We start from the raw sequence: 22510 nt of genomic DNA on the forward strand, positions 1-22510 counted from the left end.
CCGAGACGAACCTGATCGCGCATTCCTAGTATCATCATATGATCGGCTGATCGAAAGGGGTCGGGCATGGTGGTTCTCGGGGAGATGCGTCCATCGCGACTCCCGGACGTGGTGGCCCGGCAGATCGAGGAGCACGTCTTCGCCCAGAACCTGGTCGACGGCGACCAGCTGCCGACCGAGGCCCAGCTGTCGGCGCAGTACGACGTCAGCCGGACCGTGGTGCGGGAGGCGACTCGGATCCTCGAGCAGCGCGGGCTGGTCACCATCCGTCCCGGTCGCGGGATGCTGGTGGCGAAACCGGACGGCGGTCCGGTCGCGCGTCAGTACGCGCTCCTGCTCCGGTCGAACCCGGTCGCATTCGACCAGCTGATGGACACGCGGCTGCTGGTGGAGGTTCACCTGACCGGGCTCGCCGCCGAGAACCGGACGGTCGAGGACGTCGCCGCCATGCGCTCCGGCCTGACGGCCGCGCGGGCGAACCGGCAGGACTACGACCTGTGCCTGACCGAGGACCTCCGGTTGCACGCACTCGTCGGCCAGGCCTCCGGCAACCCGCTGATGTCGCTGTTCGTCGATCCCGTGAACCAGTGCCTGCGGGAGTCCTACCGAAGCAAGGCCAGCTACCTGTCCCGGCTGGACAGCACGCTCGAGGAGCACGAGCACATCGTGGACGCGATCGCGGCCGGCGATGCCGAGTCCGCCCGCGACGCGTCGCGTCGACACCTCGAACGCGTCAAGGCGGCCGGAACGCGATGACGCCGGACCGATCCGGGCGGTGGCTTCCGTCCGGGCGTGGGGGCGCGCATGCTGGGCACGTGGGCTACGAGGTGCTGGACGTCGATCGCCCCGGCTCGGGCGGCCGGCTTCCGGCGCGCCCAGCCCGAGGCGGCCTGGACGTCCTCGATCTGGAGTCGCTGCCGCTCAGCCAACCGGGACCTGCGGCTAGGGCGGCGACCGCGGCGCACCCGCGTCGACGGGCGATCCTGGTCGCCGCCGGCCTGGTCGCCGGACTCGGTCTCGGCGGAGCCTGGAACGCGTACCTAGCCGAAACCCACCACGGGGTTGCCGAGCCTGTTCGGACGAGTGCCACGGACACCTCGGGGCTGACGTCCCGGCTGACCGGCCCGACGTCCGCGCCGATTCTGTTGCTGCACAACGAGACTCATCACACCGTTCGGGTGGTGATCGACCCGTCGTCGAGGATCCAAGTGGCGTCGGCCGCGACCGACGATGTGCTGACCTCCCGGCGGGTCGGGGCGACCGGGTCGTCCAGCACGCTGACCAGCGACCCCAAACTGCCCGTCGTCCTGTTCGCCGACCAGACGATAGCCGTGCTACTGCGGGTGCGGGTGGGCGGATGCCAGCCGATCGAGTCGGTTGACCAGCGGTCACTGCTGCTCACCGGCGCGCCGATCGTAGTAGCACACACGGTGCCCAGGTCCGCGTCGACGCTCGTCGACCTCACGTCCCTCGTGGACGCCGCGCGCAGCCGCTCGTGCGGCCGCACCGGGCAGTGACCGTCGATGGGTTACGAGGTGATGGACGCCGGGGACGACGCCACGTCCGCCGCCGATCAGTTGCGGCTCACCGGCTCCGTCGACGTCCAGGGCCTGGGTGAGCTCAAGCCTCAGCCGCAGCGTGATCCCTTGCTGCCCGGCGGACGGAGCCGGCGGGCCACGTCCCTGGTGGCGCTGACCGTGCTGGCCGTCGTCGGCGCCGGCGCGTACTGGGCGCAGCACGGACAGCCGGACCAGCGGCTCACCGCTCGCAGCCAGCCGCGCGTCCTGGCCGTGGCCCAGCCGGCGACCCTCACGATGGCCGGTTCGGCGACCGCGGCGAGCGTGCGGATCAGCGTCGTGAACGTCGGGCCGGTGCCGGTGCAGGTGGTCACCTCGCCTGCGCACGCCGCTGCGGCACGAGGAGCGACGCAGGTCGGGTTGGCGAACGGCGGCCTGGCCCGGATCGCGCCCGGCGCCGCGCAGCAGGTGGTCGCGGTCGTCGGGATCTCGTGCGTGAGCTCCACCTGGATCACCCCGCAGCTGTCGATCCGAGGGCCGGACGGCGTGCAGCACCCGGTAACCGTGCGCGACGCCAATCTCGACAGCTACCAGGTGAACACGCAGGCCATCTGCGGCACGCCCGGTGGCTCGAACCTCACCGCGAAGCTCGCCGGCACGGTCGCTGACCCACTCCTGCTGCTGCACAACAGCTCTGACCGCGACGTCGCCGTGACCGTGGACCCGCACTCCCCCGTGCCGCAGGCACCGGACCTCAGCGGCCAGGCGAAGGGCGCCAGCACCGCGGAGGTCGTGGTACCACCGGTCGAGCTGAGGACCACCCCGAAGCTGCCGGTGGTGCTGCGCGCCTCGAGCGACCTCACGGTTGCGCTGCAGCTGCACCTACGGGGCTGCCTTCCGCTGTCCGCGCTCACCATGCAGCCCTATCTGCAGCTCCTGGGCGTACCGGTCGCCGTCCAGCCGGACACCCCGGACGGCTCCGGCGCCACGATCGACCTCACCAGCCTGCTGGGATCCGAGCTGGCCAGGGTCTGTTCCTGAGGCGGCGGCCGGCCGCGCTCACGCCGTTCGAGCTCGGTCTCTCACCGCGTGCCTGCCGGCGAGGAGGCCCAGCGGAATCACGGTGGCGCCGGCGATGACCGCGCCGATCAGGGCCGGACCGACCAGGCCCAGCCGCGTCTCCAGTGCGAGACCCGCCAGCCAGGAGCCACCCGCGACGCCGACGTTGAACGCGGAGGAGGTCAGCGCGGACGCGAGAGTCGGCGCCGGCCCGGCGAAGCGGATGGCGAGAGCGCCCACGATCGGGTTCACGGTGAACCCGGTGAGCCCCAGCACCGCCACGAGGCAGACGACGGCAACAGCGTAGGTAGACAGGACGGCGAGCGCGACCAGCCCCACTGCGGTGGCGACCGCAGCGGTGATCGTGGTTGCCATCGGCCACCGGTCCCCGAGCCGGCCGCCGGTCGTTGACCCAGCCACCGTGCCGATGCCGAAAACGACCAGCACGAGTGGCACGAAGGGCTCCGGGATGCCGGCGTTGTCGGTCAGCAGCGGCGAGATGTAGGTGTACGCGGCCATCAGGCCGCCCAGGATCAGGGCACATGCGGCCAGAGCCAGCCACAGGTTGGTCGAGCGGAGTGCCTGGAGCTCCGCGCGGACGGCTGCACGACGCTCGCTCGTCGGCGCCGGGATGAACCGGCCGATCAGCACCGCAGCCGCCACCGCGAGCGCGGCGAGCACCCAGAGCAGCCCCCGCCAGCCGGTGAGCTGACCGGCGAAAGCACCGAGCGGCACGCCCAGCACGTTGGCGACAGTGAGCCCACCGGTGAGGACGCCGAGGGCGCGCACGGTGTGCGCCGGTCCTGCCGCTGCCGTGGCCACTACGGCGGAGACCGCCCAGAACGCGCCCGCGGCGAGGGCCGTGAGTAGGCGTGCGGCGAGGGCGACCTCGAAGCTGGTGCAGAGGGCGAGAAGGACGTGTCCGAGGGCGAAGACGAGAAGCGCCAACCTCAGGACGAGCGCCCGTGGCAGGCGCAGCGTGAGCACTGCCATCACCGGCGCGCCGACGATGATGCCGACCGCGAACGCGGTCACCAGCAGCCCCGCCTGGGAGACGCTGACGTCGAAGTCGGCGGCCATCTGCGGCAGCAGCCCAGCGATCATGAACTCGGTGGTGCCCATGAGGAAGGTCCCGGCCGCAAGCACGAGCACGACTGGCGGCAGGGCGCCTGGCGCCCGCGGGTCTGAGCGCGACAGCAGCTGGGATCGCGCTGTGCTGGGGGACCTTATGACTCGACCACCCTGAAAGTCGTCGTGAGCGCTGCCCTCGAGTCGCCGCCGACCCAGACGTCGAAGGTCGAGGCGTCGTTCACCCAGTCCCTGCTCCCGGCGTTCCAGTACCGCAGGTGCGTCCCACCCAGCTCGAACTGGAGCACCCGGGACTCGCCGGCGGCCAGGGTGAACCGTTGGAACCCCTTCAGCTCGCGAACCGGCCGAGACGCCGAGCCATGTCTCTGGTGGAGGTACAGCTGCGCCACGTCATCCGCCTCGCGGGCGCCGGTGTTGGTGACCGTCACCGTGACTTCCACGGCCTCGCCGGCCGTCACGGTGTCGCGGTCGACGCCCAGCGCGGAGTACTCGAACTGCGAGTAGCCGAGACCGTGCCCGAAGGGGAACAGCGGGGTGCTCTGCTCGTCCCAGTACCGCTGGGCCTGCTTCTCCGGCTCGTGCGAGATCGTGTGCGAGTAGATCATCGGGATCTGCCCACCGGTGCGCGGCCACGTGAAGGGGAGCTTGCCCGCGGGCGAGACGTCGCCGAACAGCAAGTCCGCCACTGCCGCGCCGCCCTGCGTTCCGGGGTACCAGACGTCGAGGATCGCCGGCACGTTCTCGGCGGCCCAGCGAAGGTCGAGCGGGCGTCCGTTCATCACCAGCGCCACCACCGGCGTACCCGTCCCGACGGCTGCCTTCAGCAGTTCGAGCTGGCGGCCGGGGAGCTCGAGGGAGGACCGGGACGCCGCCTCGCCGATCATGTTCTGCGCCTCACCCACCACGACGAGCGCGACGTCGGCGGCCGCCACCAGCTCGATCGCGCGCTGGTACTCGGCCTCGTCGTCGAAGTCGTCGGCGTCTGCCGCCGTGTTGCCATCGAACATGTCGAACATCGAGGCGAAGACCCGTTGCGGGACCCGGACACCGGGCGCGTGCCGGACGTCCGTGCCCTCGCCAGCCCGGTCCCGGACACCGCGCAGGATCGTGACCGTCTCGTCCAGGTCGAAGTCGAAAACCCACGGCCCCAACGTGTCTCGCGGCGAGTCTGCCAGCGGGCCGATCACGGCGATGGACCGCAGGGCGGAGGTGTCCAGCGGCAGCAGTCCACCCTCGTTGCGCAGCAGCACCGCCGACCGCTGCGCCGCACGGCGGGCGACGGCGCGGTGTGCCGGATCGCCGAGCACCTCGCGGGCCTGGTCCTCGTCCACGTACGGGTCCTCGAACAGGCCCATGCGCAGCTTCGCCTCGAGCACGCGACGGACGCTTGCGTCGAGGACCTGCTCGGTGGTCGCCCCGCTCTCGACGGCATCGGGCAAGCGTGTGTACGCCGGGTCGGCTACTGCCATCTCCATGTCGAGGCCGATGTTGACGGCCCGTGCCGCTGCATCGGTCAGGTCCTGCGCGAAGCCGTGAGTCAGCAGGTTGCGTACCGCGTTGGCGTCGCTGACCACGAAGCCGTCGAAACCCCACAGGTCGCGGAGCACCTCGACGAAGAGCCAGTGGTTCGCGCTCGCCGGAATGCCGTTGAGGTCCATGTAGGCGGACATGATGTTGCCGGCACCGGCTTCGACCGCAGCCTGGAACGGAGGCAGGTAGACGTTCCACAGCTCCGAGTCGGACAGGTTGACCTCGTCGTAGTCGCGGCCGCCCAGCGCGGCGCCGTACCCGGCGAAGTGCTTCGGGCCGGCGATGATGCGCTCCGGCGTGCCCAGCCGGGAGCCTTGGAAGCCGCGCACCTGCGCCGCCGCCACCGCCGCGCCCAGGTAGGGGTCCTCACCCGCGCCCTCGATGATCCGCCCCCAGCGCGCGTCGCGCGCGATGTCGACCATGGGAGCGAACGCCCAGTGGATACCGACCGCCCGGGCCTCACGGGCGGCGACGGCCTGTCCGCGCTCGATGGTCTCCGGATCCCACGAGGCGGCCATCGCGATCGGCACCGGCAGGATGGTGCGGAAGCCGTGGATGACGTCGAAACCGAAGAGCGCCGGGATGCCCAGCCGGTTGCCCTCCAGCGTGAGTCGCTGCAACCGGTTGGTCTCTGCCGGGTCGGTCACGAAAAGCAGCGAACCCGCCTCGCCCCGAGCCAGGGCCGCCTCGACCTTGTCCGGATGACCGGCGGCGGCGATGTCGTTGACCTGGTCAGCTGGCATCTCGCGCATGAACCCGAAGTAGAAGTACTGGCTCAGCTGACCAGCCTTCTCCGCGACCGTCAGCTGGGACAGCAGCTCGTCTGCCCTGGCGTGGATCGCTTCGTCGCTCATCGCGGCTGCCGCGGAGTGCGGCGCATCCGTGTTGCCCATGTCCGACCTTCCTCGAGGTGGCTACGTCCAAGGACGTGGAACTAGTGGCGGGGCAGGGCTCGGGCGAGGCTGTCAGGGGTCAGGGCGTGCTCGATGCCCAGGACGAGACCGCCGGCGGTGCCAGACCACTCACCCAGGCTGGGGTGGCTGATCACCAGGTTGCGGGTGGCCAGCGGCAACGCGCGCCGGTAGACCACGGCGCGGATCCCGGCCAGCATGTCGTCGCTCGGAACTGTCAGGCCGCCACCGACCACGATCCGTGCGGGGTTGTAGAAGTGCACGAGGTTGGCCACCACCTCCCCGACCTGGGCCGCGGCCTCGCGAACCAGCCCGACGGTGACCTTCTCGTTGCTGCGCAACGCCGCCATCAGCTCCTCACGCGTCCTGGGCAGCTCCGTGCCCTCATCGGCTGAGGTCTGGCGCAGCCGTGCCAGGATGGCCGGCGCCGAGGCGACCGCCTCGATGCATCCGTAGTTCCCGCAGACGCACAGCTCGTCGTCCGCCCCGTGAACGCGCACGTGCCCGATGTCGCCGGCCGACCCGTCGGCGCCGTGGAACAGCTCACCGGCGGCGGTCACCATCCCGCCTCCGACGCCTGTGCTGACCTTGATGTAGAGCAGCGGGGTCTGATCCGGGGGAAGGGCACGCGCCTCGCCGAGCGCGCGCAGGTTCACGTCGTTCTCGCAGCGCACCGGGCAGCCGAACTGCGACTCCAGCGTCTCAGCCACCGGGTAGTCGTCCCAGCCCGGCATGATCGGCGGCTTGACGGCGACGCCGTGGGTGATGTCGATCGGCCCGGGCAGACCGGCCACCAGCACGAGCGGGACCGGACGCGGGTGGTCGATCCGGTCCAGCATCGCCTTGAACTCCTCGCTGATGCGAGCGAGGACAGACTCCGGGCCGTCTGAGACCTGCAGGTCCATCTCGGTCGCCGTCAGCTGATGCTGCCCCAGGTCGTACAGGCTCAGCCGGGCGAAGGTCACGCCGAGATCCGCGACGAGGATCAGCCCGAACGACGGGTCCAGGCCCAACTCCTCGGCCGGTCGTCCCCGACCGATCGTGGCTCTTGCCCCCACCTCTCGGATCGCGCCCGCCTGCTGCAGCAGGTCCAGCCCGACCGTCACTGTCGACCGCGCCAGACCGGTGACCCGCACCAGGTCCGCACGGGTCACCGCGGCGTGCGAGGCGATCAACCGAGCCAACGTGCTCGCCACCGACTCCACGCTCACCCGAGCCGACACCGCCGGCACCAGCAGTCGCAGGTGGCCGGGACCGAAGTCACTCATCGGGTCGACTGAGGGTGTCATGTCGACGGCCTAGCAGCGCGCAGGACCGGACCGGAAGCCGCATGCGCGGATCGTACGCTCGCCGGCTGGGAGCCGTGAGGAAGCAGAGCCGGCGCTAGCCGAGCGTGGCGCATCGTGGGTCCCAGTCGGCCGGCACGGCGTCCGTCGCGACGAGCTCGGAGTCGATCCGGACGAGCTCACCTCGCTCGATCGCCTCCTGCGTGGCCAGCAGCGCGTCCAGGACGTGCAGCGCGACGCGCCCGTTCGCCCGATGCGGTTGCCCGGAGCGGACAGCCCGTGCCATGTCGAGCGGGCCGATCCCCCGGCCCGCGCCGTCAGCTGCGGCCGGGACCGATGTGCGCGCCGTGGCTCCGCCAGGCAGGCCGCCGCGCACCACCTCGATGAGACCACCGAACATGTTGGGGTCGGGGGCGCAGAGGGTGCCCTCGACCCCGGAGATCTCGACCACGCCCATGCGCTGGAGGTGCGAGTCGAAGCTGAAGGTGGCCTGGGCGACCGCTCCGCTCCGGAACTCGTAGAGGGCAGCCACGTACGACGGCACCGTGACCTCGAACGACTCTCCGGCCCGGGCGCCCGTCCCGATCACCCGGGTGGGCCCGGCGGTCGAGCCCAGCGCCGACACCCGCCGGATGGCCCCGAAGATCTGGGTCAGGGCGGTCAGGTAGTACGGCCCCATGTCCAGCAGGGGACCGCCGCCGGACTGGTAGAGGAAGTCGGGGTTGGGGTGCCAGTGGTGTGGACCGCCCTGCTGCATGACGACCGAGGCGGTCAGCGGCCGGCCGATGTCGCCCCGCTCGATCATCCGGCGAGCCGTCTGGATGCCCGGCCCGAGGACGGTGTCCGGAGCGCAACCCAGCCGGAGTCCGAGCGCCTCGGCCTGCTCGACGATCGACCGGGCATCGTGGCGGTTCGTGGCCAGCGGCTTCTCGTTCCAGACGTGCTTGCCGGCCGCCAGGGCCCGCTCTGCGACGCTGGCATGGGCGGCGGGGATGGTCAGGTTGACCACGAGCTCGACGTCGTCGAGCTCCAGGACCTGCTCGACGCTGCCCGAACCGGGTACGCCGTACCGGTCCGCTTGCGCACGAGCCCGGTCCGTCTGGATGTCGGCGACGAAGCGGACGTCGAGGTCGGGGTAGGTGACCATGTCCGCGAGGTACTGGTCGCTGATCGAGCCGGCACCGATCACGGCGACACCCATCGAGCCTGAGGTCATCGCTCGCCTACTGCCCGGCCAGGGATCCGCCGATTCCGCCGACACTGAACCATCGGTTGAGGAACGCGAACACCAGGACCGGCGGGGCCATCATCACCACCGCGACGGCCATGACCGAACCCCAGTCGGTCACGTTCTGCTGGAAGAACGACTCGACGCCGAGGGGCAGCGTGAACTTCGTCTCGGTCCGGATGAAGACGATTGCCACCAGGTAGTCGTTCCAGGACACCAGGTAGGTGAAGATGGCTGTCGCCAGCACGCCAGGCAGGGAGTTGCGCAGGACGATCCGGAAGAACCCGCCGAACACCGACGCGCCGTCGATCCAGGCCGCCTCTTCGAGGCTGCGTGGGATCGAGTCCATATAGGCAGCCATCATCCAGATCGCGACCGACATCGAGGCGCCGACGTAGATGATGCCTAGGCCGGCCAGGTTGTCCACCAGGTGCAGCTTCGCGAAGAGGATGAACAGTGGGATCACGGCCGTGATGACCGGGAACGACTGCACGATGAACAGCAGCAGCGAGTAGCCGGACACGGTCCTGCCCCGTCCGCGAGACAGGACGTAGCCGGCTGGGGCGGCCACGAGCACGGAGACGAAGACCGTCCCCAACGTCACCACGAGGCTGTTGCGCAGCCACAGCAACGTGTGCGTGTTCGCGAAGATGTTCCTGAAGTTCTCCAGCGTGACGGCAGCCGTGGTCGACGATCCGGAGCCAGGGCGTATGGACAGCACCAGGACGACCACGACGGGGACGATCGCGATCGCGGTGATGACCAGCACGATCAGGAACCGCACCCAGCGCATGCCGCTCTTCCGCTGCGGCTCGCGGTGGGCAACCTGCGGGAGGGCTTCGACGGTTTCATGGAGGATGGTCATCACACATGCGCCTTCTTCAGTTGGCGGTAGAGCACCGTCGAGACGATGACGCAGACGACCGTCATGATCAGGGCGATGGCCACACCGGGCCCGACTTGGAAGTTCTGGAACACCGTGCGATAGGCCAGGATGACAAGCGTCGTCGTGGCGTTGATCGGGCCACCGGCCGTCAGCAGGAAGATCGTCGGGAAGTCGTTGACGCAGAAGATCGTCATCAGGATCCACGAGATATATGTCGGCCGGGCGATGATCGGCATCGTGATGTACAGGAACTGCTTCACCGACCCGGCGCCGTCCACCCGAGCGGCCTCGTAGACGGTGTCGTCGACACTGGCCAGGGCGGAGCTCGCCATCAGCATCATGAACGGGAAACTGACCCAGACCTTGTAGACGCAGACCAACACCTTGGCCCAGGTGGGATCGGCCAGGAACAGCGGCGAGCCGAGACCGATGGCATGGAAGAGCTTGGGGATCGGGCTGTCCGCCGTCGCGACGAGGAAGTTCACGGCCGTGGCCGACACGACGACCGGCACGACCCAGGGCAGCAGCAGCAGCACCTTGAAGGTGCCCTTGAACGGCACGTCCGTGCGCAGCAGCAACGCCATGCCCAGGCCGACGATCCAGCTGCCGAACACGCCGACGAGGGTGAAGATCACGGTGAACCTGGCGGCTGCCCAGAAGTCCGCGCTCTGCAGGACTGCCTGGTAGTTGTCCAGCCCGACGTAGGAGCCCTTGCTGATCAGGGTCCCGTCGTGCACGGACTGGAAGATCGCGTAGATGAACGGGTAGCCGTTGATGAGGATGAGCAGCAGCACCGACGGAGCCACCAAGAAGATCAGCGTGAGCTGACCAGGCTTGAATGGGCCGCCGGGCGGCTTGCTCGGGCCGGCGCGCCTCGCCACCCGGCTGGTTGTCTGGGCCGCCGGAAGGGTCGTCATGGCTACCTCACTGCTTGATGATCGCGTCGAGCTGCTTCTGGAGTGTCTGCAGAGCGCCCTTCGGGTCGCCGCCACCGAGCATCGTCTGGGTGAAGGCCTGCAGTGGCTGGCCGCCGTCGACCTGCGCGAGGGCGGGCGTCAGCTCGGTCCCCTGTGAGGCGTAGGTCTTCGCTACGGGCACCCAGTCCTTGATCGCGGCGACCTTGTTCTTCTGCTCCTGGAAGGCCGGCAGTGCGACGATCGACTTCAGTACCGGCAGTCCGGACAGCAGGGGCGGGTTCTTCAACCAGTAGGCCTGCATGTGCTTGACGTACCAGAGCAGGAAGGCCTCGGAGCTGGCCTGGGACGGAGTGTTCTTGTACATCATGAGGTTGTTCTGGAACACCAGGCAGGCCGGCCCGCTGGCCGGGGCGGACAACGGCTTCATCACGACGAGGTCTCCGGCCGTGTCGCCGACATTGCCGTCCAGGCCGGCGGTGTCGATGCCCATGGCGAACTTGCCGCTCTTCCACTGAGCGTTCTGGTTGTCGCCCGTGTAGCTCACCGAGCGCGGGTCGACGATCTTCGCCTTGACCAGCTCGTTGACGAACTGCATGGCCTGGAGGTTGGTGGGCGTGTCCACAGCGACCTTGCCGCTCGGGTCGAACAGGCCGCCACCGTTGTTGATCATCATCATGACCATGAAGTGCGCGCCGAGGTTGTTGCCTGCCCCCGCACCTGCCGCGAAGCCGTAGTGCCCCTTGGCGGCCAGCGCCTTGCCTACCGTCATCATCTCGTCCCACGACGTCGGCGGCGTGAGGCCGAGCTGGTCGAAGATCTTCTTGTTGTACCACCAGACCCGGATGTCCAGCTGCCACGGAACAGCCGCGTAGCCCTTCGAGGTCTTCATGGCCTCGACCTGGCCTGCGATGAAGTCGTCGTATGTGCCGTCCTTCTTCATCGTCGCGATGAGGTCGTCGGCGTAGGCGATCGCACCCTGCTGCGCGTACTGGAAGGCCTGGAAGCCGCCGCCGGAACTCACTGCGGGGCCGGTGTTCGACGCGATGGCGGAGGAGAAGGTCTGGGTGAAGTTCGCCCACTGGATGGTCTGGTAGGTCGCCTTCCCGTTGCTACCCGTCGGGACATAGGTCCCGACCAGCTTCTGCGCCGCCGGGTTGTAGTCCGTACCGCCCCAAGGCATGTCCCAGAACTTGATCGCCTTGCTGCTGCCGCTCCCGCCGCTGCTGCTGTCGCCTCCGCACGAGGCCAGGACCGGCACCGCGGCTGCGGCTCCGATGGCAGCGAGAAAGCCACGACGTGAAAGATCCAGGCCGGTGGCCCGCACATCATTCATGGTGTCTCCTTCGACTGGCGCCGCGCGCCGGCTGATGATGCGATCGTCCGCAGTTAAATGCCCATCCACGTATGCCTGCAATGTCTGAATATTGCTTTCTGCGGACCTAACTCAGTCCTTGTACCCACTCTCGTGCGTCCCTAGCGTCAGCCTCACCCCGATGCCGTGCGACTGACGCGCCGGACGGCCTCGACTAAAAGCTCGCCAGATCAAGAGGTGGCGCCGTGGCAAGCGACCTGACGGTGGACGGTCCGCACCCGACATCGACGCAGGTCCCGCGCCAGCGCGAACACCCAGCGCCACGCGTCGCCATCATCGGCACCGGGATGATCGCAGCCGTGCACCGGCGCAGTGCGCTGATCGCCGGCGGGCAGGTCGTGGGTGTCCTGGGGTCAAGCCAGCAACGGTCGCGGGAAGCCGCCCAGGCGTGGGGCGTCGCGGATGGCTACTCGAGCCTCGAGCAGCTGGCGGCCAGCGAGGCCGAGGTCGTCCACGTGTGCAGTCCCAACGCCACGCACGCGCCGTACGTGCAGGCACTTCTGGCGGCCGGTAAGCACGTGATCTGCGAGAAGCCTCTCGGTGTCACCGCGGCACAGGCTCAGGAGATGACGGACCTCGCCGCACGCGCCGGCGTGGTGGCCACCGTGCCCTTCGTCTACCGCTACCACCCGGTCGTGCGGGAGATCCGAGCCCGCGTGCAAGCCGGCGAGTTCGGCGACTGGAACCTCCTGCACGGCCACTACCTCCAGGACTGGCTGCGCTCGGCGCACGCGTCGAACTGGCGTGTCGACCCCGCGCAGGGTGGTGCCTCCCGAGCGTTCGCCGACATCGGATCGCACTGGTGCGACCTGGTGGAGTGGGTGAGCGGCCAGCGGATCCAGGAGCTGACGGCACAGCTGTCGATCGCCATCGCCGAACGACCTGACGGCGGCGGCGCCACGTTCGGCGGTCGTGCCGACGGCAAGACCGCAGCGGTGTCCACCGAGGACATCGCAACCGTCCTGTTCCGGACGGCGGACCGGATCCCTGGGTCGGTGGTGATCTCGCAGGTGGCCGCGGGGCGAAAGAACCGGCTGTGGTTCGAGCTCGACGGTGCCGGCGGCAGCGCGTCCTTCGACCAGGAGAATCCGGAGTCGTTCTGGCTCGGCAGTAGCGAAGGAAGCCGCTGCGTGGTCCGCGACTCGGCGTCCGGGTCGGCCGAGCAACGTCGGCTCAGCTACCTGCCGGCTGGGCACGCCCAGGGTTACGGGGACTGCTTTGCCGCCTTCGTCGCGGACACGTACGCGGCGGTGCGCGGCGAGCAGCCCGACGGGCTGCCCACCTTCGCCGACGGAGCCCGCTCGGCAGTGATCGTCGACGCCGTCGTCCGATCCGCGCGCGAGGCAGCGTGGACGGCGGTGACCCCTTGAAGCTCGGCGTGCTGACCGCCCCAGCCTGACCCGCTCGAGATCAACCCCTCAACGAACGGAGTACGTCTCACATGGCACTCGCATCGAAGGTCGCCGTGAACCCGCTGCCGTGGGTGCTCGGACCGGATGGCTTCGACCTCAGCCCGACGACGGTCCGCGCCGCGGTCGCTGGAATCGCCGACGCCGGCTTCACGGCGATGCACTCCGACGTGCCGGAGCAGTGGTCCGCCGCCGAGTACCGCGCCGTCCTCGCCGACCACGGCGTGCGTCCGGCCCCCGGCTACTTCGGCGCATACTTCGACGTCCCGGTCGACGAGCTGCCCGCACTGGTCGAGGCGGCGAAGGCGCACGCCGGTGTCCAGCTGGAGCTCGGCCTGAGCGAGGTGTTCCTGGCCAGCCACCTCAGCCCCGAGCGGATCGCCAGTCCGGCGGTCGGCGCGGACTTCGACGCGTCCCGCCTGGAGCTGGTCATCGAGCGGATTGCGTTGGTAGCCGGGGCGATCACGGCTGAGGGCCTAACCCCGTGTTTCCACCCGCACGTCGGCAGCTGGATCGAGACCGAGCACGAGGTGCGCGCCATGCTGGACACCATCGACGCCTCCGTGCTGTCCTTCGGCCCGGACACCGGCCACCTCTTCTGGGGCGGCAGCGACCCAGCCGCCCTCGTCGGGGACTACGCGGACCGGGTCGGCGCGGTGCACCTCAAGGACGTCCACCGGGTCGCCGCCGCAACGGCCCGCGACCAGCAGGACGACTACATGGCTGCCACCACCGTCGAGCACGTCTGGACCGAACCGGGCCGAGGCGACGTCGACTTCGAGGCCGTCTTCGCAGCCCTTCCGGCGACCTACGACGGCTGGTTCGTGGTAGAGGTCGACGTCCCGGACCTGCCCAGCAAGGAGGAGTCGACTGCCGCGTCGTTCCGCTGGATCACCGAACAGCCTGAACAGGCAGGGTCGGCATGAGTCAGACGCTCGGGGTCGGGATCCTCGGTGCCGGGCCGGTGACGCAGGCGATCCACCTGCCGACCCTCGCCCGGCAGGCCGACCGCTTCCGCGTCGTGTCCGTGATGGACGTCGACGCGTCGGTCGCGGAGTCAGTCGCCGCCCGGGCGGGTGCCGAGGCGGCGACCACCATGGAGGCCGTTCTGGACAACCCAGAAGTCGAGGTCGTGGCGGTCTGCAGCCCTCACCAGTTCCACGCCGGGCAGGTGGCCGCGATCTGTGCGGCCGGCAAGCGCGGGATCCTGTGCGAGAAGCCGTTGGCGACCACGCGGGACGAGGCCACCCAGATCGCCGAGGCAGTGACCGCGGCGGGCGTACCGCTGGTGGTGGGAGCCATGCACGCCTACGACCCGGGCTGGCTGGCAGCACTGGACGCCTGCGCCGACCGGATCGACAGCGCGCACACCGTCCGGTCCACGATCGTGCTGCCGTTCAACGACCGGTACGAGGACTGGGCGACCCAGATCGCCAGCCGCCCCGCTCCGCCGGCACCGTCCGGACCGCCCGACACGCAGGCGCGGATGGATCGCATCCGAGGCCTCGTCCTAGGACTGTCCGTGCACGACCTCTCGCTGGTCCGCACCTTCGCGCCGACGTTGGACTCCATCGACCACGCCGAGTTCTTCACGCCGTTCGGTGGTGCGATCTCGCTCACCGCCGCGGGACGCCGGGTCGACCTGCTCGCGTTCATGCGACCGCTGTGGCGACCTGACTGGCGCCTGGAGGTCTGGGGGGACGACTGGTCTCTGCGGGTGCAGTTCACCCCGTCCTACGTGCATGGCGGGTCGGCCACCGCGATCATCCGCGGAGCGCTCGGCGAGCAGCGGCTCGGACCGTGGTCGCACAACGGCTACGAAGGCGAGTGGATCGAGCTGCACGACTTGGTGACCGGGCAGACGCAGCCGCACCATCCGCTGAGCGACGTGCTGGACGACCTGACGTTCACGACGGACATCGCGGACGGCGCCGCCGCCGCCATCGAGCGCGGGGCTGCGGCATGAGCAGGCTGCTGCAGGTGGGTGTGGCCGACCGGTCGGGGGACGACTTCCTGGCTTCACAGCGCATCGTGTGGGCCAGCCTGCCGCTGTCGCTCGGTGTCGCCGCGTCCGAACCGGCGCAGCTGGTTGCGGTCGACGGCCGGCAACGGGACTGGCTCACCGTCGCCACCGAGACTGCGTCGTCCGGCGTGCTCGGCATCCTCGTCGTGCACCCACGTCCCGGACCAGCCGCCGCCGCCGTCCACGAGCTGGCCGCTCGGGCCCGGGACAACGGGCTCCCGGTCGTTGTCGAGACCGTCTGGGCAGCGCATCCGGCGGTGGCCCAGCTCGCTGACTCGACGCGGGCGCGGTTGGACGACGTAGCCCTCGCCGACAGCGTGGCCATCGTGGCGAAGGACGATCCCCGTTCTCCGGCAAGCGTTCTGCTCGACCAGCTGGCCCTCCTGCGCGCCGTCCTCGGGCCGATCGACGAGGTGACATTCAGCGCGTCAGGGGCAAGCGGCCATACCGTGAACGCGCGGCGCGGGGCGAGCGCAGTTGCGTTGTCGGCGGTCCGCACCTCGGTCTCCCCCGCCGGGGCGCGACTGGCCATCTACACGGCGTCCGGCGAGGCCCACCTCGTCGTCCCCGAAGGCGGGACGGCGGCGCCCGCCAGGGCATCCGTGGTCGACGACCAGGGTGAGTCGGTGCTGCCGTCCTGGTACGAGTCGGCGTCGCGCGCGTCGTGGCGGAGACTCGTCGAGGCGGTCACGTCGCAGCAGGCGTTGGCGGACCTCGACTTCCTCGCGGACGACCTGGACCGCATCGCCAGCCTGACCTGAGGAGGAGGGGTAGTGACCGGTCGAACCGAGCCCGGCTTCGAGCCAATCTTCGACGGCCGTTCGCTGGATGGCTGGTTCGCCGTGCCGCGGACCTACGGGACGGTGTGGCCGGGCGGCCCGACGGTGCGCGAGGTCAACCCCGACCTGCCTGCGGACTACGAGGTGAACGCGGCCGCGCATCCTGCCCGCTGGGAGGTCGTGGACGGCGTGATCGAGGGCTACCAGGACCCTGAGCTTCCCGGGTACGGCGGCTACCTCGTCAGCGAGCGCGAGTTCGGCGACTTCGAGCTCGTGCTGGAGATGAACCCGGACTGGCCCGCCGACACCGGAGTCATGGTCCGCCGTCGTCCCGACTCGTGGGAAGGCTTCCAGGTCCTGGTGGACCACCGGAAGTCGGGCTCGATCGGCGGCTTCTTCGGGAACGGAACCGGCAGCTTCCATGCCGTCCCGTTCGTCCTCGATGCTGTGTACGACATGAGCGGCCGAGCGAGCGGGCTCACGCTGGAGGACCCCGCGACCAGCGTCGAGCCGATGACCGAGGACAAGCTGGCTATGTTGTCCCGCAAGGGGGACGGCGCAGAGTTCCTGTCGCGCTGGCGGTTCGGCGACTGGAACACGCTGCGTATCCGTTGCGTCGGCGCGAAGCCGGTCATCACCACCTGGGTGAACGACCTGCTGGTGGCGGAGATAGACCTCGGCGCCATCGACCACCCCAACTACGACGCGGACGCCGTCGCCGCAGCGCTCGGACCCGCCGGCCGGCTCTCTCTCGAGGTGCACGACAACGATCCTTTGATGGGCGGACAACGCTGGGGACCCGGCGCACGTTGCCGCTGGCGCAACATCGCGATTCGAGAGCTCTGACACCTCGTGCGGCCACGATCGCGACGCGACCACCTCACCGAGATAGCCGAGCCAGGGAGTCGTCATGGCACAGGACAGCCCGAGCAGGGCCGCAGAGCTTGCTTCGCGAGAGAGTCAGCTCGTGCTCGACTCCTTCGACAACGCCGCGGCGTGGCGGCTCGGTGAGCAGATGGTGGCACGTGCCCTGCGCGAGGGCGCGGCCGTGATCATCGACGTCCAGCGTCCGGGCCTGGTCCTGTTCCGTTCCGCTCTTGCCGGCGCCACTGCTGAGAACCAGGCCTGGCTGGACCGCAAGGCTCGGACGGTCTTTCGGTTCGAGATGAGCACGGCCCTGCTGGCGGAACGCTTCGCGGCGCAGGGAGTTGATGTGTGGACCGCGGGATGGTTCGACTCCCAGCTGTACACGAACGCCGGAGGCTCCTTTCCCCTCAGGGTCCGCGGGGTCGGGGTGGTCGCGGCCGTCACCGTCTCCGGACTCACCTCGGATGAGGACCACGACTTCATCGTCGCCTCGCTCCAGGAGTACCTGGATCAGGGCCCGTCGACCTCGGCTGAGTGAGGACGACCACCGTCAGCGGTCGTTGACAGAGCCACCAGTGACCGGGAAGGTGCGCGGGTTCTCATCAACTCGGCCGCAGCGCAGGCACTTGTTGTAGAAGTCTCGACTGCTGGTGCTGCCGGGTGCCCGGATGTGAGCCCAGTCGTGTCCGAGGACCATGCAGATGATGCGCGTCATGCCTCACCTCCCGCCTCAGCTGACGATCCACGTCGGCGACTACGTCGTCAACCTCATCATCTCCCATCTCGCCCAGGTGCGAGACTGTCGCGCTCCTGGACACCGAACGCGAGGGTGAGGCCCGACGATGACCCAGGCTGAAGGCAAACCCGACGAGACGACCCAAAACCGAGCTCTGCGCTGGGGCGTGGTCGGCACCGGAACGATCGCCCGGCGGGTCATGTCCGACCTGCTCCGCCTCCCGGACGCGGAGCTCGTCGCGGTGGCCTCGCGCTCGGCCGAAAGAGGTCAGGCGTTCGCCGCCGACCTGCTCGTCCCGGAAGGTGGCCAGCGACCCACCCTCGCGGTCTTCGAGCAGGTGGCCGACATGCTGCCGGAGATCGACGTCCTCTACGTCGCCACGCCGCACCCCTTCCATGCCGCCGCGGCCCTGCCTGCGCTCGAGTCCGGCACTGCGGTGCTGGTGGAGAAGGCGATCACCTCGCGGTACGCGGACGCCGTCGAGCTGGTGGCAGCCTCCCGGACACACGGTTCCTTCCTCATGGAGGCCGTATGGACGCGGTTCACGGTCCTGTCGACGAGGGCACGAGAGCTCATAGCGGACGGCGTGCTGGGCGACGTCATGAGGATCGTGGCCGACTTCAGCTTCCAGTTCCCGCCGGCGGACGTCGAGCACCGGCTGTGGAACCCGGCACTCGGTGGTGGCGCGCTCTTCGACATGGGGCCGTACCCGGTCTCGCTCATCCAGTCGCTGCTCGGCGAGCCGACCGAACTGTCGGTCGTGGGCTCGCTGGCCGGCACGGGCGTCGATGAGAGCGTCACGCTGCTCATGGGCTATCCGAACGGCGCCGCGGGCGTGGCAACGTGCTCGCTGCGACTCGACGGCCCGAGCAGCGCGCTGGTCCAGGGGACGTCGGGCGCCCAGATCACGCTCGGTCCCCCGCTGTACAACTCGGAACGGATGACGCTGCACCGACCCGGGCGGGCTCCCGTCGAGTTCCTGGCCGAGACGGAAGGATCCGGCTACCTGCCGCAACTGCGCGAGGTGCAGCGAGGCGTGCGGGCCGGGGACATCCAGAGCCCGGTCATGCCGCACGATGACACCCTCGCCATCCTGCGAGTGCTCACCACGGCTCACGCGCGGCTCGGAGCCGTCAGCGCGTGACCTGAACTGGCCTGGCCACAACCCTTCCTGGCGCGAACAGGGCGCCGCGGCCACCTCGCTTCTGCAGCTCGGCCGCTAGGTCGCGGCCGACGTCTTGGCGTCGCCCGAAGACGGCAACGGTGGCGCCGGCGTCGACTGCGGCACGGGCCACGGCTGCGCCGACTCCCTGGCTCCCCCGCTTACCAGCACGACCTTGTCGTCCAGCAGGGTCAACACGAGCCTGCCGTCGAGCGTCGACGGGTGTGGTCCTGGAGGAGGTCCGACAGCTCGGCCTCGGGGACACCGGCGTCCAGGGCGTCCTGGACGATCTCGGCCTGCGATCGGGGAGTGAGGCCGCCGATGGGCTGGTCGAGGTCGAGGTTGGTGGGGAACGGATAGCCCTCGGCAGCCGCGGCCAGCGCGTTGGCCACTCCGGCTTCGGTCAGGCCGTTCGCCTTGCGGCCCAGCAGGGACGGGTAGAGGGCCCGGACAACGCGGGCACGGTCGACGGACTCCATCGCGCGGCCTAACGCGGACGACACCTGTAGCAGGTTGGCGACGCGCTGGATGTCAGCGGGACGTTCGTCCCGGCGCCGTGGAACAGCGCAGGGTTGAAGAACACGGCGTCCCCCTTAGCCAGCGGGAGCTGCACGAAGTGCTCGCCGAAGTAGCTGCGGAACTGCGGAAGGCGCCAGGCCAGGTAGCCCGGGACGTACTGGTGCGAGTACGGCAGGTACATCGTGGGTCCGCTCTCCACCGGCATGTCCGAGTGGGCGACGGCGCCCTGCAGCGTCAGTACGGGCGAGAGCAGGTGCACGTGGGTCGGGTACCGCTCCACGAGCTCGTTCTCCAGGAACCCGAGGTGGTAGTCGCGGTGCGGGTCCTGAGCCTGCCCACCAGGCCGGACGACGTTGACCTGTGAGGTGACCTGGTAGGCAGGGCCGAGCCAGGCGCGCGAGAGCAGCGCGATGATGTCGTTGGCGTAGTAGTCCACGAACGTCTCGGGGTCGCGGACTGCCAGTTTCTCCAGCGCGTTCCACACCCGGTCGTTGGCGCCCGCCTTCGCGAAGTGGTCCCCGACCGTACCCCCGGCCTCCTTCTCCTCGGCGATGATCGCCTCGAAGGAGACCGTCGCGCGGTCGACGAAGGCCCCGCGAATGGCCACCACGCCCGGCCCGTCGGTGAGGGCCCGCACGAGCTCGGCGGCCACTCGCTCCTCGCCGTCCGGGCTTGCCACCTCCTCGCGGAGCCGGCCCGCGTCGTAGATCAGGACGTTGTCGACCACCTCGCCGGCGCGGGGGAAGTTGGCGAGGTCGGTGCGCTGCTGCACCAGGCCGATGAAGCCCTCGACGTCGCAGTCGGCGCTGCTCAACCGCGCCGGGTGGTGATCGAGAGTGGGGAAAGTAGCCATCGCGTGCCCTCCGGCGTCGTCCTCAGGTGGGGTGGTTCATGCCACGCTAGGCCGGATCAGAGACATGATGAGGCCTGGAAGTGCCTCAAGAACGCCTCATCCCAGGACGGGCTGACCATGACCACGACGGGGCGGCCGCACCGGATCAGCGACATCGCTGCGCAGGCCGGGTTGAGCCGGGCCACCGTAGACAGGGTGCTGCACGCGCGTTTAGGGGTGCGCCCTGCCACCGCGTCACAGGTCGAGCAGGCGATCGTCGAGCTGGACCGTCAGCAGTCGCAGGTGCGGCTGTCCGGGCGCACCTTCCTCATCGACCTGGTGATGCAGACCCCGCGCCGGTTCGGGTCGGCGAGCCAGTCGGCTCTGGAGTCCGCGCTGCCGGGACTGCGCCCGGCCGTGTTCCGGGCACGGTTCCACCTGACCGAGGAGTCCGACGCCGATCGGGCTGCCGCCACGCTCGATGCCATCAGGCATCGGGGTTCGAGCGGCGTCATCCTCAAGGCCCCGGACGACCCACGCGTCGTGGAGGCCGTGCACGACCTCGCGACCGCCGGTGTCCCCGTGGTCACGTTCGTCACCGACCTGCCCTTCAGTGGCCGGGTGGCTTACGTCGGCGTCGACAACCGGGCGGCCGGCGCGACTGCCGCCTACCTGGTCACGCAGTGGGCGACCGGCGACGAGGGCGGGGTCCTGGTGACGTTGAGCAGCTCGTCCTTCAGGGGCGAGGAGGAGCGTGAGATCGGTTTCCGCGCGACGCTGCGTGACCTCGCGCCCGCGCGAACGATCCACGAGGTGACCGGCACCGATGGCCTCGACAGCACCATGCTCGAGGCCGTCGGCGCCGCCCTCGAGGCCGGGCGCAGTATCAGCGCGGTCTACTCCGTCGGCGGCGGGAACAGCGCAACCCTGGCCGCGTTCCGTGCGCTCGGACGGACTCCGCAGGTCTTCGTGGCGCACGACCTCGACGACGACAACCGCGCCCTGCTCAGGACGCGTCAGGTCTCGGCCGTTCTGCACCACGACCTGCGGGCCGACATGCGACGGGCTTGCCGACTGCTGATGCAGGCTCAGGGCGCTCTGCCGGGCAGTCCGTTGAGCATCCCCTCCCAGGTGCAGATCATCACCCCGTTCAACGAGCCGGCAGGGTTGATCGCCGCCGATTCCCGCTGACCTCCGACCAACGGACCCTTGAGGCGTTCTTGAGGCAGCAAGCGCCAACTGGTTACGGTCGAGACTCTGATGCCACCTCCTCGAGCTGCACCCCGGCAGACACCGCCTGCAGTGCCGGAACTGCGCACTTGCAGCCCGGCGCTCCGGTGGACCTGCCATGACAACAGCGCAGCAGCGGCTTCCTCGAAGCGGGCCGAGCTATGTCCGATCGTGGGTGACCGTTCCGGGCACACGTAACCGTCGGGCGGGCTACTCCTCGTCGTCGCCCTGAAGGGCGGACTTTCTCCGCTCCAGCAGCCAGTGGATCTCGTGAGTCTCCGGGTGCCGCCACTCGCGCAGCCGGAACTCGAAACCTGGCAACAGCACGATCGGGATCGGGTCTGGTGACGCCGGTGCGACCGCCCCCACGACGATCTTCGCGTCGACGGGGATGAACGGGGACTGCGCGGGAATCGGTGCCGTCACGATCTCTACCGGGTCTCCATAGGGGCGGGCCATGCGGGTGACGTTAGCACAGGGGTCACAGTGGGTCGAGATAGAACTGGTTAGCGCTCTCATAGAAGCTTGATAGAGTTCTATGCAGCGTCGGTCGCCATTAGGGTCGCCGGGCGAACGACAACCAACGAAGGTTCAAAACATGCGCAAGATCATCCTCGGCATCGCGGCAACCGCCGCGATCGCCGCCCCGCTCGCAGTCGCTGGGACCGCCTCCGCCACCCCGGCCCCGGCCGGCAAGGCGACCGGCAGCGTCACGTGGGACTTCAACCACGGCCAGGTCACCGGCCAGGTCATCTTCAACGCGAACGCCAAGACCGGCGGCACGCTCGACTACCAGGCCAGCAACGGCATGTGGCTGCACGGCGTCGTCACCGCCAGCTCGTACCACCAGATCGACGCCGACACGGCCGTCTTCGCTGGCGAGATCACCAGCGGCAGCGACGACTACACCGTGCACCACGCAGGTACCGACTACTTCTCCGTCAAGGTCGTCGACGGCGGCACGTCCGGCAGGAACGGGGACATGATCGCGGTGCTCGCCAACATGGACGGCAACGGCCAGTGGCTCACCGGCCCGAACGCCGACACCACCGTCGACTACCCGATGACGCCGGCGACTGCCGGGATCGTCACCGGCGGCAACCTCACCATCCACTGATCCACCCGCATCACCGCAACGCCTCCGGCCGCAAGGCCTGG

At 69.4% G+C, this 22510-nt stretch carries 22 protein-coding genes and 2 pseudogenes; 12 read left to right on the top strand and 12 right to left on the bottom strand.

Features of this window, described 5'->3' with window-relative positions; all coding sequences use genetic code 11:
• Positions 1–66: 66 nt before the first annotated feature.
• Genes ACPPVT_RS14140 through ACPPVT_RS14150 form a run of 3 tightly spaced genes read left to right on the top strand, consistent with a single transcriptional unit; the run spans position 67 to position 2558 of the window.
• Entirely contained in the window at positions 67–756 is a 690-nt protein-coding gene (locus tag ACPPVT_RS14140; RefSeq protein WP_426561287.1) for a FadR/GntR family transcriptional regulator, read from the top strand.
• A gap of 59 nt (positions 757–815) precedes the next feature.
• Entirely contained in the window at positions 816–1517 is a 702-nt protein-coding gene (locus ACPPVT_RS14145) for a hypothetical protein (RefSeq protein WP_426561289.1), read from the top strand.
• 6 nt (positions 1518–1523) lie between these two features.
• The gene (locus tag ACPPVT_RS14150; protein WP_426561291.1) at positions 1524–2558 is read left to right on the top strand and encodes a hypothetical protein; all 1035 of its coding nucleotides are present in this window, start codon (positions 1524–1526) and stop codon (positions 2556–2558) included.
• A gap of 18 nt (positions 2559–2576) precedes the next feature.
• Here the strand turns inward: ACPPVT_RS14150 and ACPPVT_RS14155 are convergent, their stop codons facing one another.
• From ACPPVT_RS14155 to ACPPVT_RS14185, 7 genes are all read right to left on the bottom strand, one after another.
• On the bottom strand, positions 2577–3773 hold the full coding sequence (locus tag ACPPVT_RS14155; RefSeq protein WP_426567161.1) for an MFS transporter: 1197 nt from the start codon (positions 3771–3773) through the stop codon (positions 2577–2579).
• 29 nt (positions 3774–3802) lie between these two features.
• Positions 3803–6088 carry a beta-glucosidase BglX gene (gene bglX, locus ACPPVT_RS14160; protein ID WP_426561293.1) on the bottom strand — a complete coding sequence of 762 codons (2286 nt, stop codon included), beginning with the start codon at positions 6086–6088 and terminating at the stop codon, positions 3803–3805.
• 41 nt (positions 6089–6129) lie between these two features.
• Positions 6130–7374, bottom strand: a complete 1245-nt coding sequence (locus ACPPVT_RS14165) for an ROK family protein (protein ID WP_426561295.1) — start codon at positions 7372–7374, stop codon at positions 6130–6132.
• A gap of 115 nt (positions 7375–7489) precedes the next feature.
• Positions 7490–8608: a Gfo/Idh/MocA family protein gene (locus ACPPVT_RS14170; RefSeq protein ID WP_426561297.1), complete on the bottom strand. Its 1119-nt coding sequence runs from the start codon at positions 8606–8608 to the stop codon at positions 7490–7492.
• A gap of 7 nt (positions 8609–8615) precedes the next feature.
• The gene (locus ACPPVT_RS14175; protein WP_426561299.1) at positions 8616–9485 is read right to left on the bottom strand and encodes a carbohydrate ABC transporter permease; all 870 of its coding nucleotides are present in this window, start codon (positions 9483–9485) and stop codon (positions 8616–8618) included.
• Positions 9485–10423 (bottom strand): carbohydrate ABC transporter permease, encoded by a 939-nt coding sequence (locus ACPPVT_RS14180; RefSeq protein WP_426561301.1) that lies wholly within the window; start codon positions 10421–10423, stop codon positions 9485–9487. The genes ACPPVT_RS14175 and ACPPVT_RS14180 overlap by 1 nt, the downstream gene beginning before the upstream one ends.
• Positions 10424–10430: 7 nt before the next feature.
• Positions 10431–11837, bottom strand: coding sequence for an ABC transporter substrate-binding protein (locus ACPPVT_RS14185; protein ID WP_426561303.1), 1407 nt, complete (start codon positions 11835–11837; stop codon positions 10431–10433).
• A 245-nt stretch (positions 11838–12082) separates the two neighbouring features.
• On the opposite strand from ACPPVT_RS14185, the gene ACPPVT_RS14190 reads away from it, so the two are divergent.
• From ACPPVT_RS14190 to ACPPVT_RS14215, 6 genes are all read left to right on the top strand, one after another.
• On the top strand, positions 12083–13165 hold the full coding sequence (locus ACPPVT_RS14190) for a Gfo/Idh/MocA family protein (protein WP_426567162.1): 1083 nt from the start codon (positions 12083–12085) through the stop codon (positions 13163–13165).
• Between the two features lie 71 nt (positions 13166–13236).
• Positions 13237–14130: a sugar phosphate isomerase/epimerase family protein gene (locus ACPPVT_RS14195; RefSeq protein ID WP_426561305.1), complete on the top strand. Its 894-nt coding sequence runs from the start codon at positions 13237–13239 to the stop codon at positions 14128–14130.
• On the top strand, positions 14127–15170 hold the full coding sequence (locus tag ACPPVT_RS14200) for a Gfo/Idh/MocA family protein (RefSeq protein WP_426561307.1): 1044 nt from the start codon (positions 14127–14129) through the stop codon (positions 15168–15170). Before ACPPVT_RS14195 ends, ACPPVT_RS14200 begins: the two co-directional genes overlap by 4 nt.
• On the top strand, positions 15167–15988 hold the full coding sequence (locus tag ACPPVT_RS14205) for a hypothetical protein (protein ID WP_426561309.1): 822 nt from the start codon (positions 15167–15169) through the stop codon (positions 15986–15988). Before ACPPVT_RS14200 ends, ACPPVT_RS14205 begins: the two co-directional genes overlap by 4 nt.
• Before the next feature lie 12 nt (positions 15989–16000).
• Complete coding sequence (locus tag ACPPVT_RS14210) at positions 16001–16852, top strand: 3-keto-disaccharide hydrolase (RefSeq protein WP_426561311.1); 852 nt, start codon at positions 16001–16003, stop codon at positions 16850–16852.
• 64 nt (positions 16853–16916) lie between these two features.
• Positions 16917–17411 carry a heme-binding protein gene (locus ACPPVT_RS14215; RefSeq protein ID WP_426561313.1) on the top strand — a complete coding sequence of 165 codons (495 nt, stop codon included), beginning with the start codon at positions 16917–16919 and terminating at the stop codon, positions 17409–17411.
• 12 nt (positions 17412–17423) lie between these two features.
• Here the strand turns inward: ACPPVT_RS14215 and ACPPVT_RS14220 are convergent, their stop codons facing one another.
• On the bottom strand, positions 17424–17588 hold the full coding sequence (locus tag ACPPVT_RS14220; protein WP_426561315.1) for a hypothetical protein: 165 nt from the start codon (positions 17586–17588) through the stop codon (positions 17424–17426).
• A 127-nt stretch (positions 17589–17715) separates the two neighbouring features.
• Here ACPPVT_RS14220 and ACPPVT_RS14225 point away from each other — a divergent pair, with 127 nt between their 5' ends.
• Positions 17716–18753 carry a Gfo/Idh/MocA family protein gene (locus ACPPVT_RS14225; RefSeq protein WP_426561316.1) on the top strand — a complete coding sequence of 346 codons (1038 nt, stop codon included), beginning with the start codon at positions 17716–17718 and terminating at the stop codon, positions 18751–18753.
• A gap of 46 nt (positions 18754–18799) precedes the next feature.
• Here ACPPVT_RS14225 and ACPPVT_RS14230 read toward each other — a convergent pair.
• Positions 18800–18966 (bottom strand): annotated as a pseudogene (locus ACPPVT_RS14230) (SDR family NAD(P)-dependent oxidoreductase); the annotation flags it as partial.
• Positions 18963–20143, bottom strand: a pseudogene (locus tag ACPPVT_RS14235) (phytanoyl-CoA dioxygenase family protein). The pseudogenes ACPPVT_RS14235 and ACPPVT_RS14230, both read right to left, overlap by 4 nt.
• 117 nt (positions 20144–20260) lie before the next feature.
• On the opposite strand from ACPPVT_RS14235, the gene ACPPVT_RS14240 reads away from it, so the two are divergent.
• Positions 20261–21313, top strand: coding sequence for a LacI family DNA-binding transcriptional regulator (locus tag ACPPVT_RS14240; RefSeq protein ID WP_426561318.1), 1053 nt, complete (start codon positions 20261–20263; stop codon positions 21311–21313).
• Here the strand turns inward: ACPPVT_RS14240 and ACPPVT_RS14245 are convergent.
• Together ACPPVT_RS14245 and ACPPVT_RS14250 are read right to left on the bottom strand one after the other, a co-directional pair.
• Positions 21211–21546, bottom strand: a complete 336-nt coding sequence (locus tag ACPPVT_RS14245) for a DUF1990 family protein (protein WP_426561320.1) — start codon at positions 21544–21546, stop codon at positions 21211–21213. The two genes, ACPPVT_RS14240 and ACPPVT_RS14245, sit on opposite strands and share 103 nt — an antisense overlap.
• 16 nt (positions 21547–21562) lie before the next feature.
• Positions 21563–21811 (bottom strand): hypothetical protein, encoded by a 249-nt coding sequence (locus ACPPVT_RS14250; protein ID WP_426561322.1) that lies wholly within the window; start codon positions 21809–21811, stop codon positions 21563–21565.
• Positions 21812–21950: 139 nt separating this feature from the next.
• Between ACPPVT_RS14250 and ACPPVT_RS14255 the strand changes: the two genes are divergently transcribed.
• Positions 21951–22469 carry a hypothetical protein gene (locus ACPPVT_RS14255; protein WP_426561324.1) on the top strand — a complete coding sequence of 173 codons (519 nt, stop codon included), beginning with the start codon at positions 21951–21953 and terminating at the stop codon, positions 22467–22469.
• The last annotated feature ends 41 nt before the right edge of the window (positions 22470–22510 follow it).

The organism is Angustibacter sp. McL0619, assembly GCF_049994355.1.
Classification (GTDB): domain Bacteria; phylum Actinomycetota; class Actinomycetes; order Actinomycetales; family Angustibacteraceae; genus Angustibacter.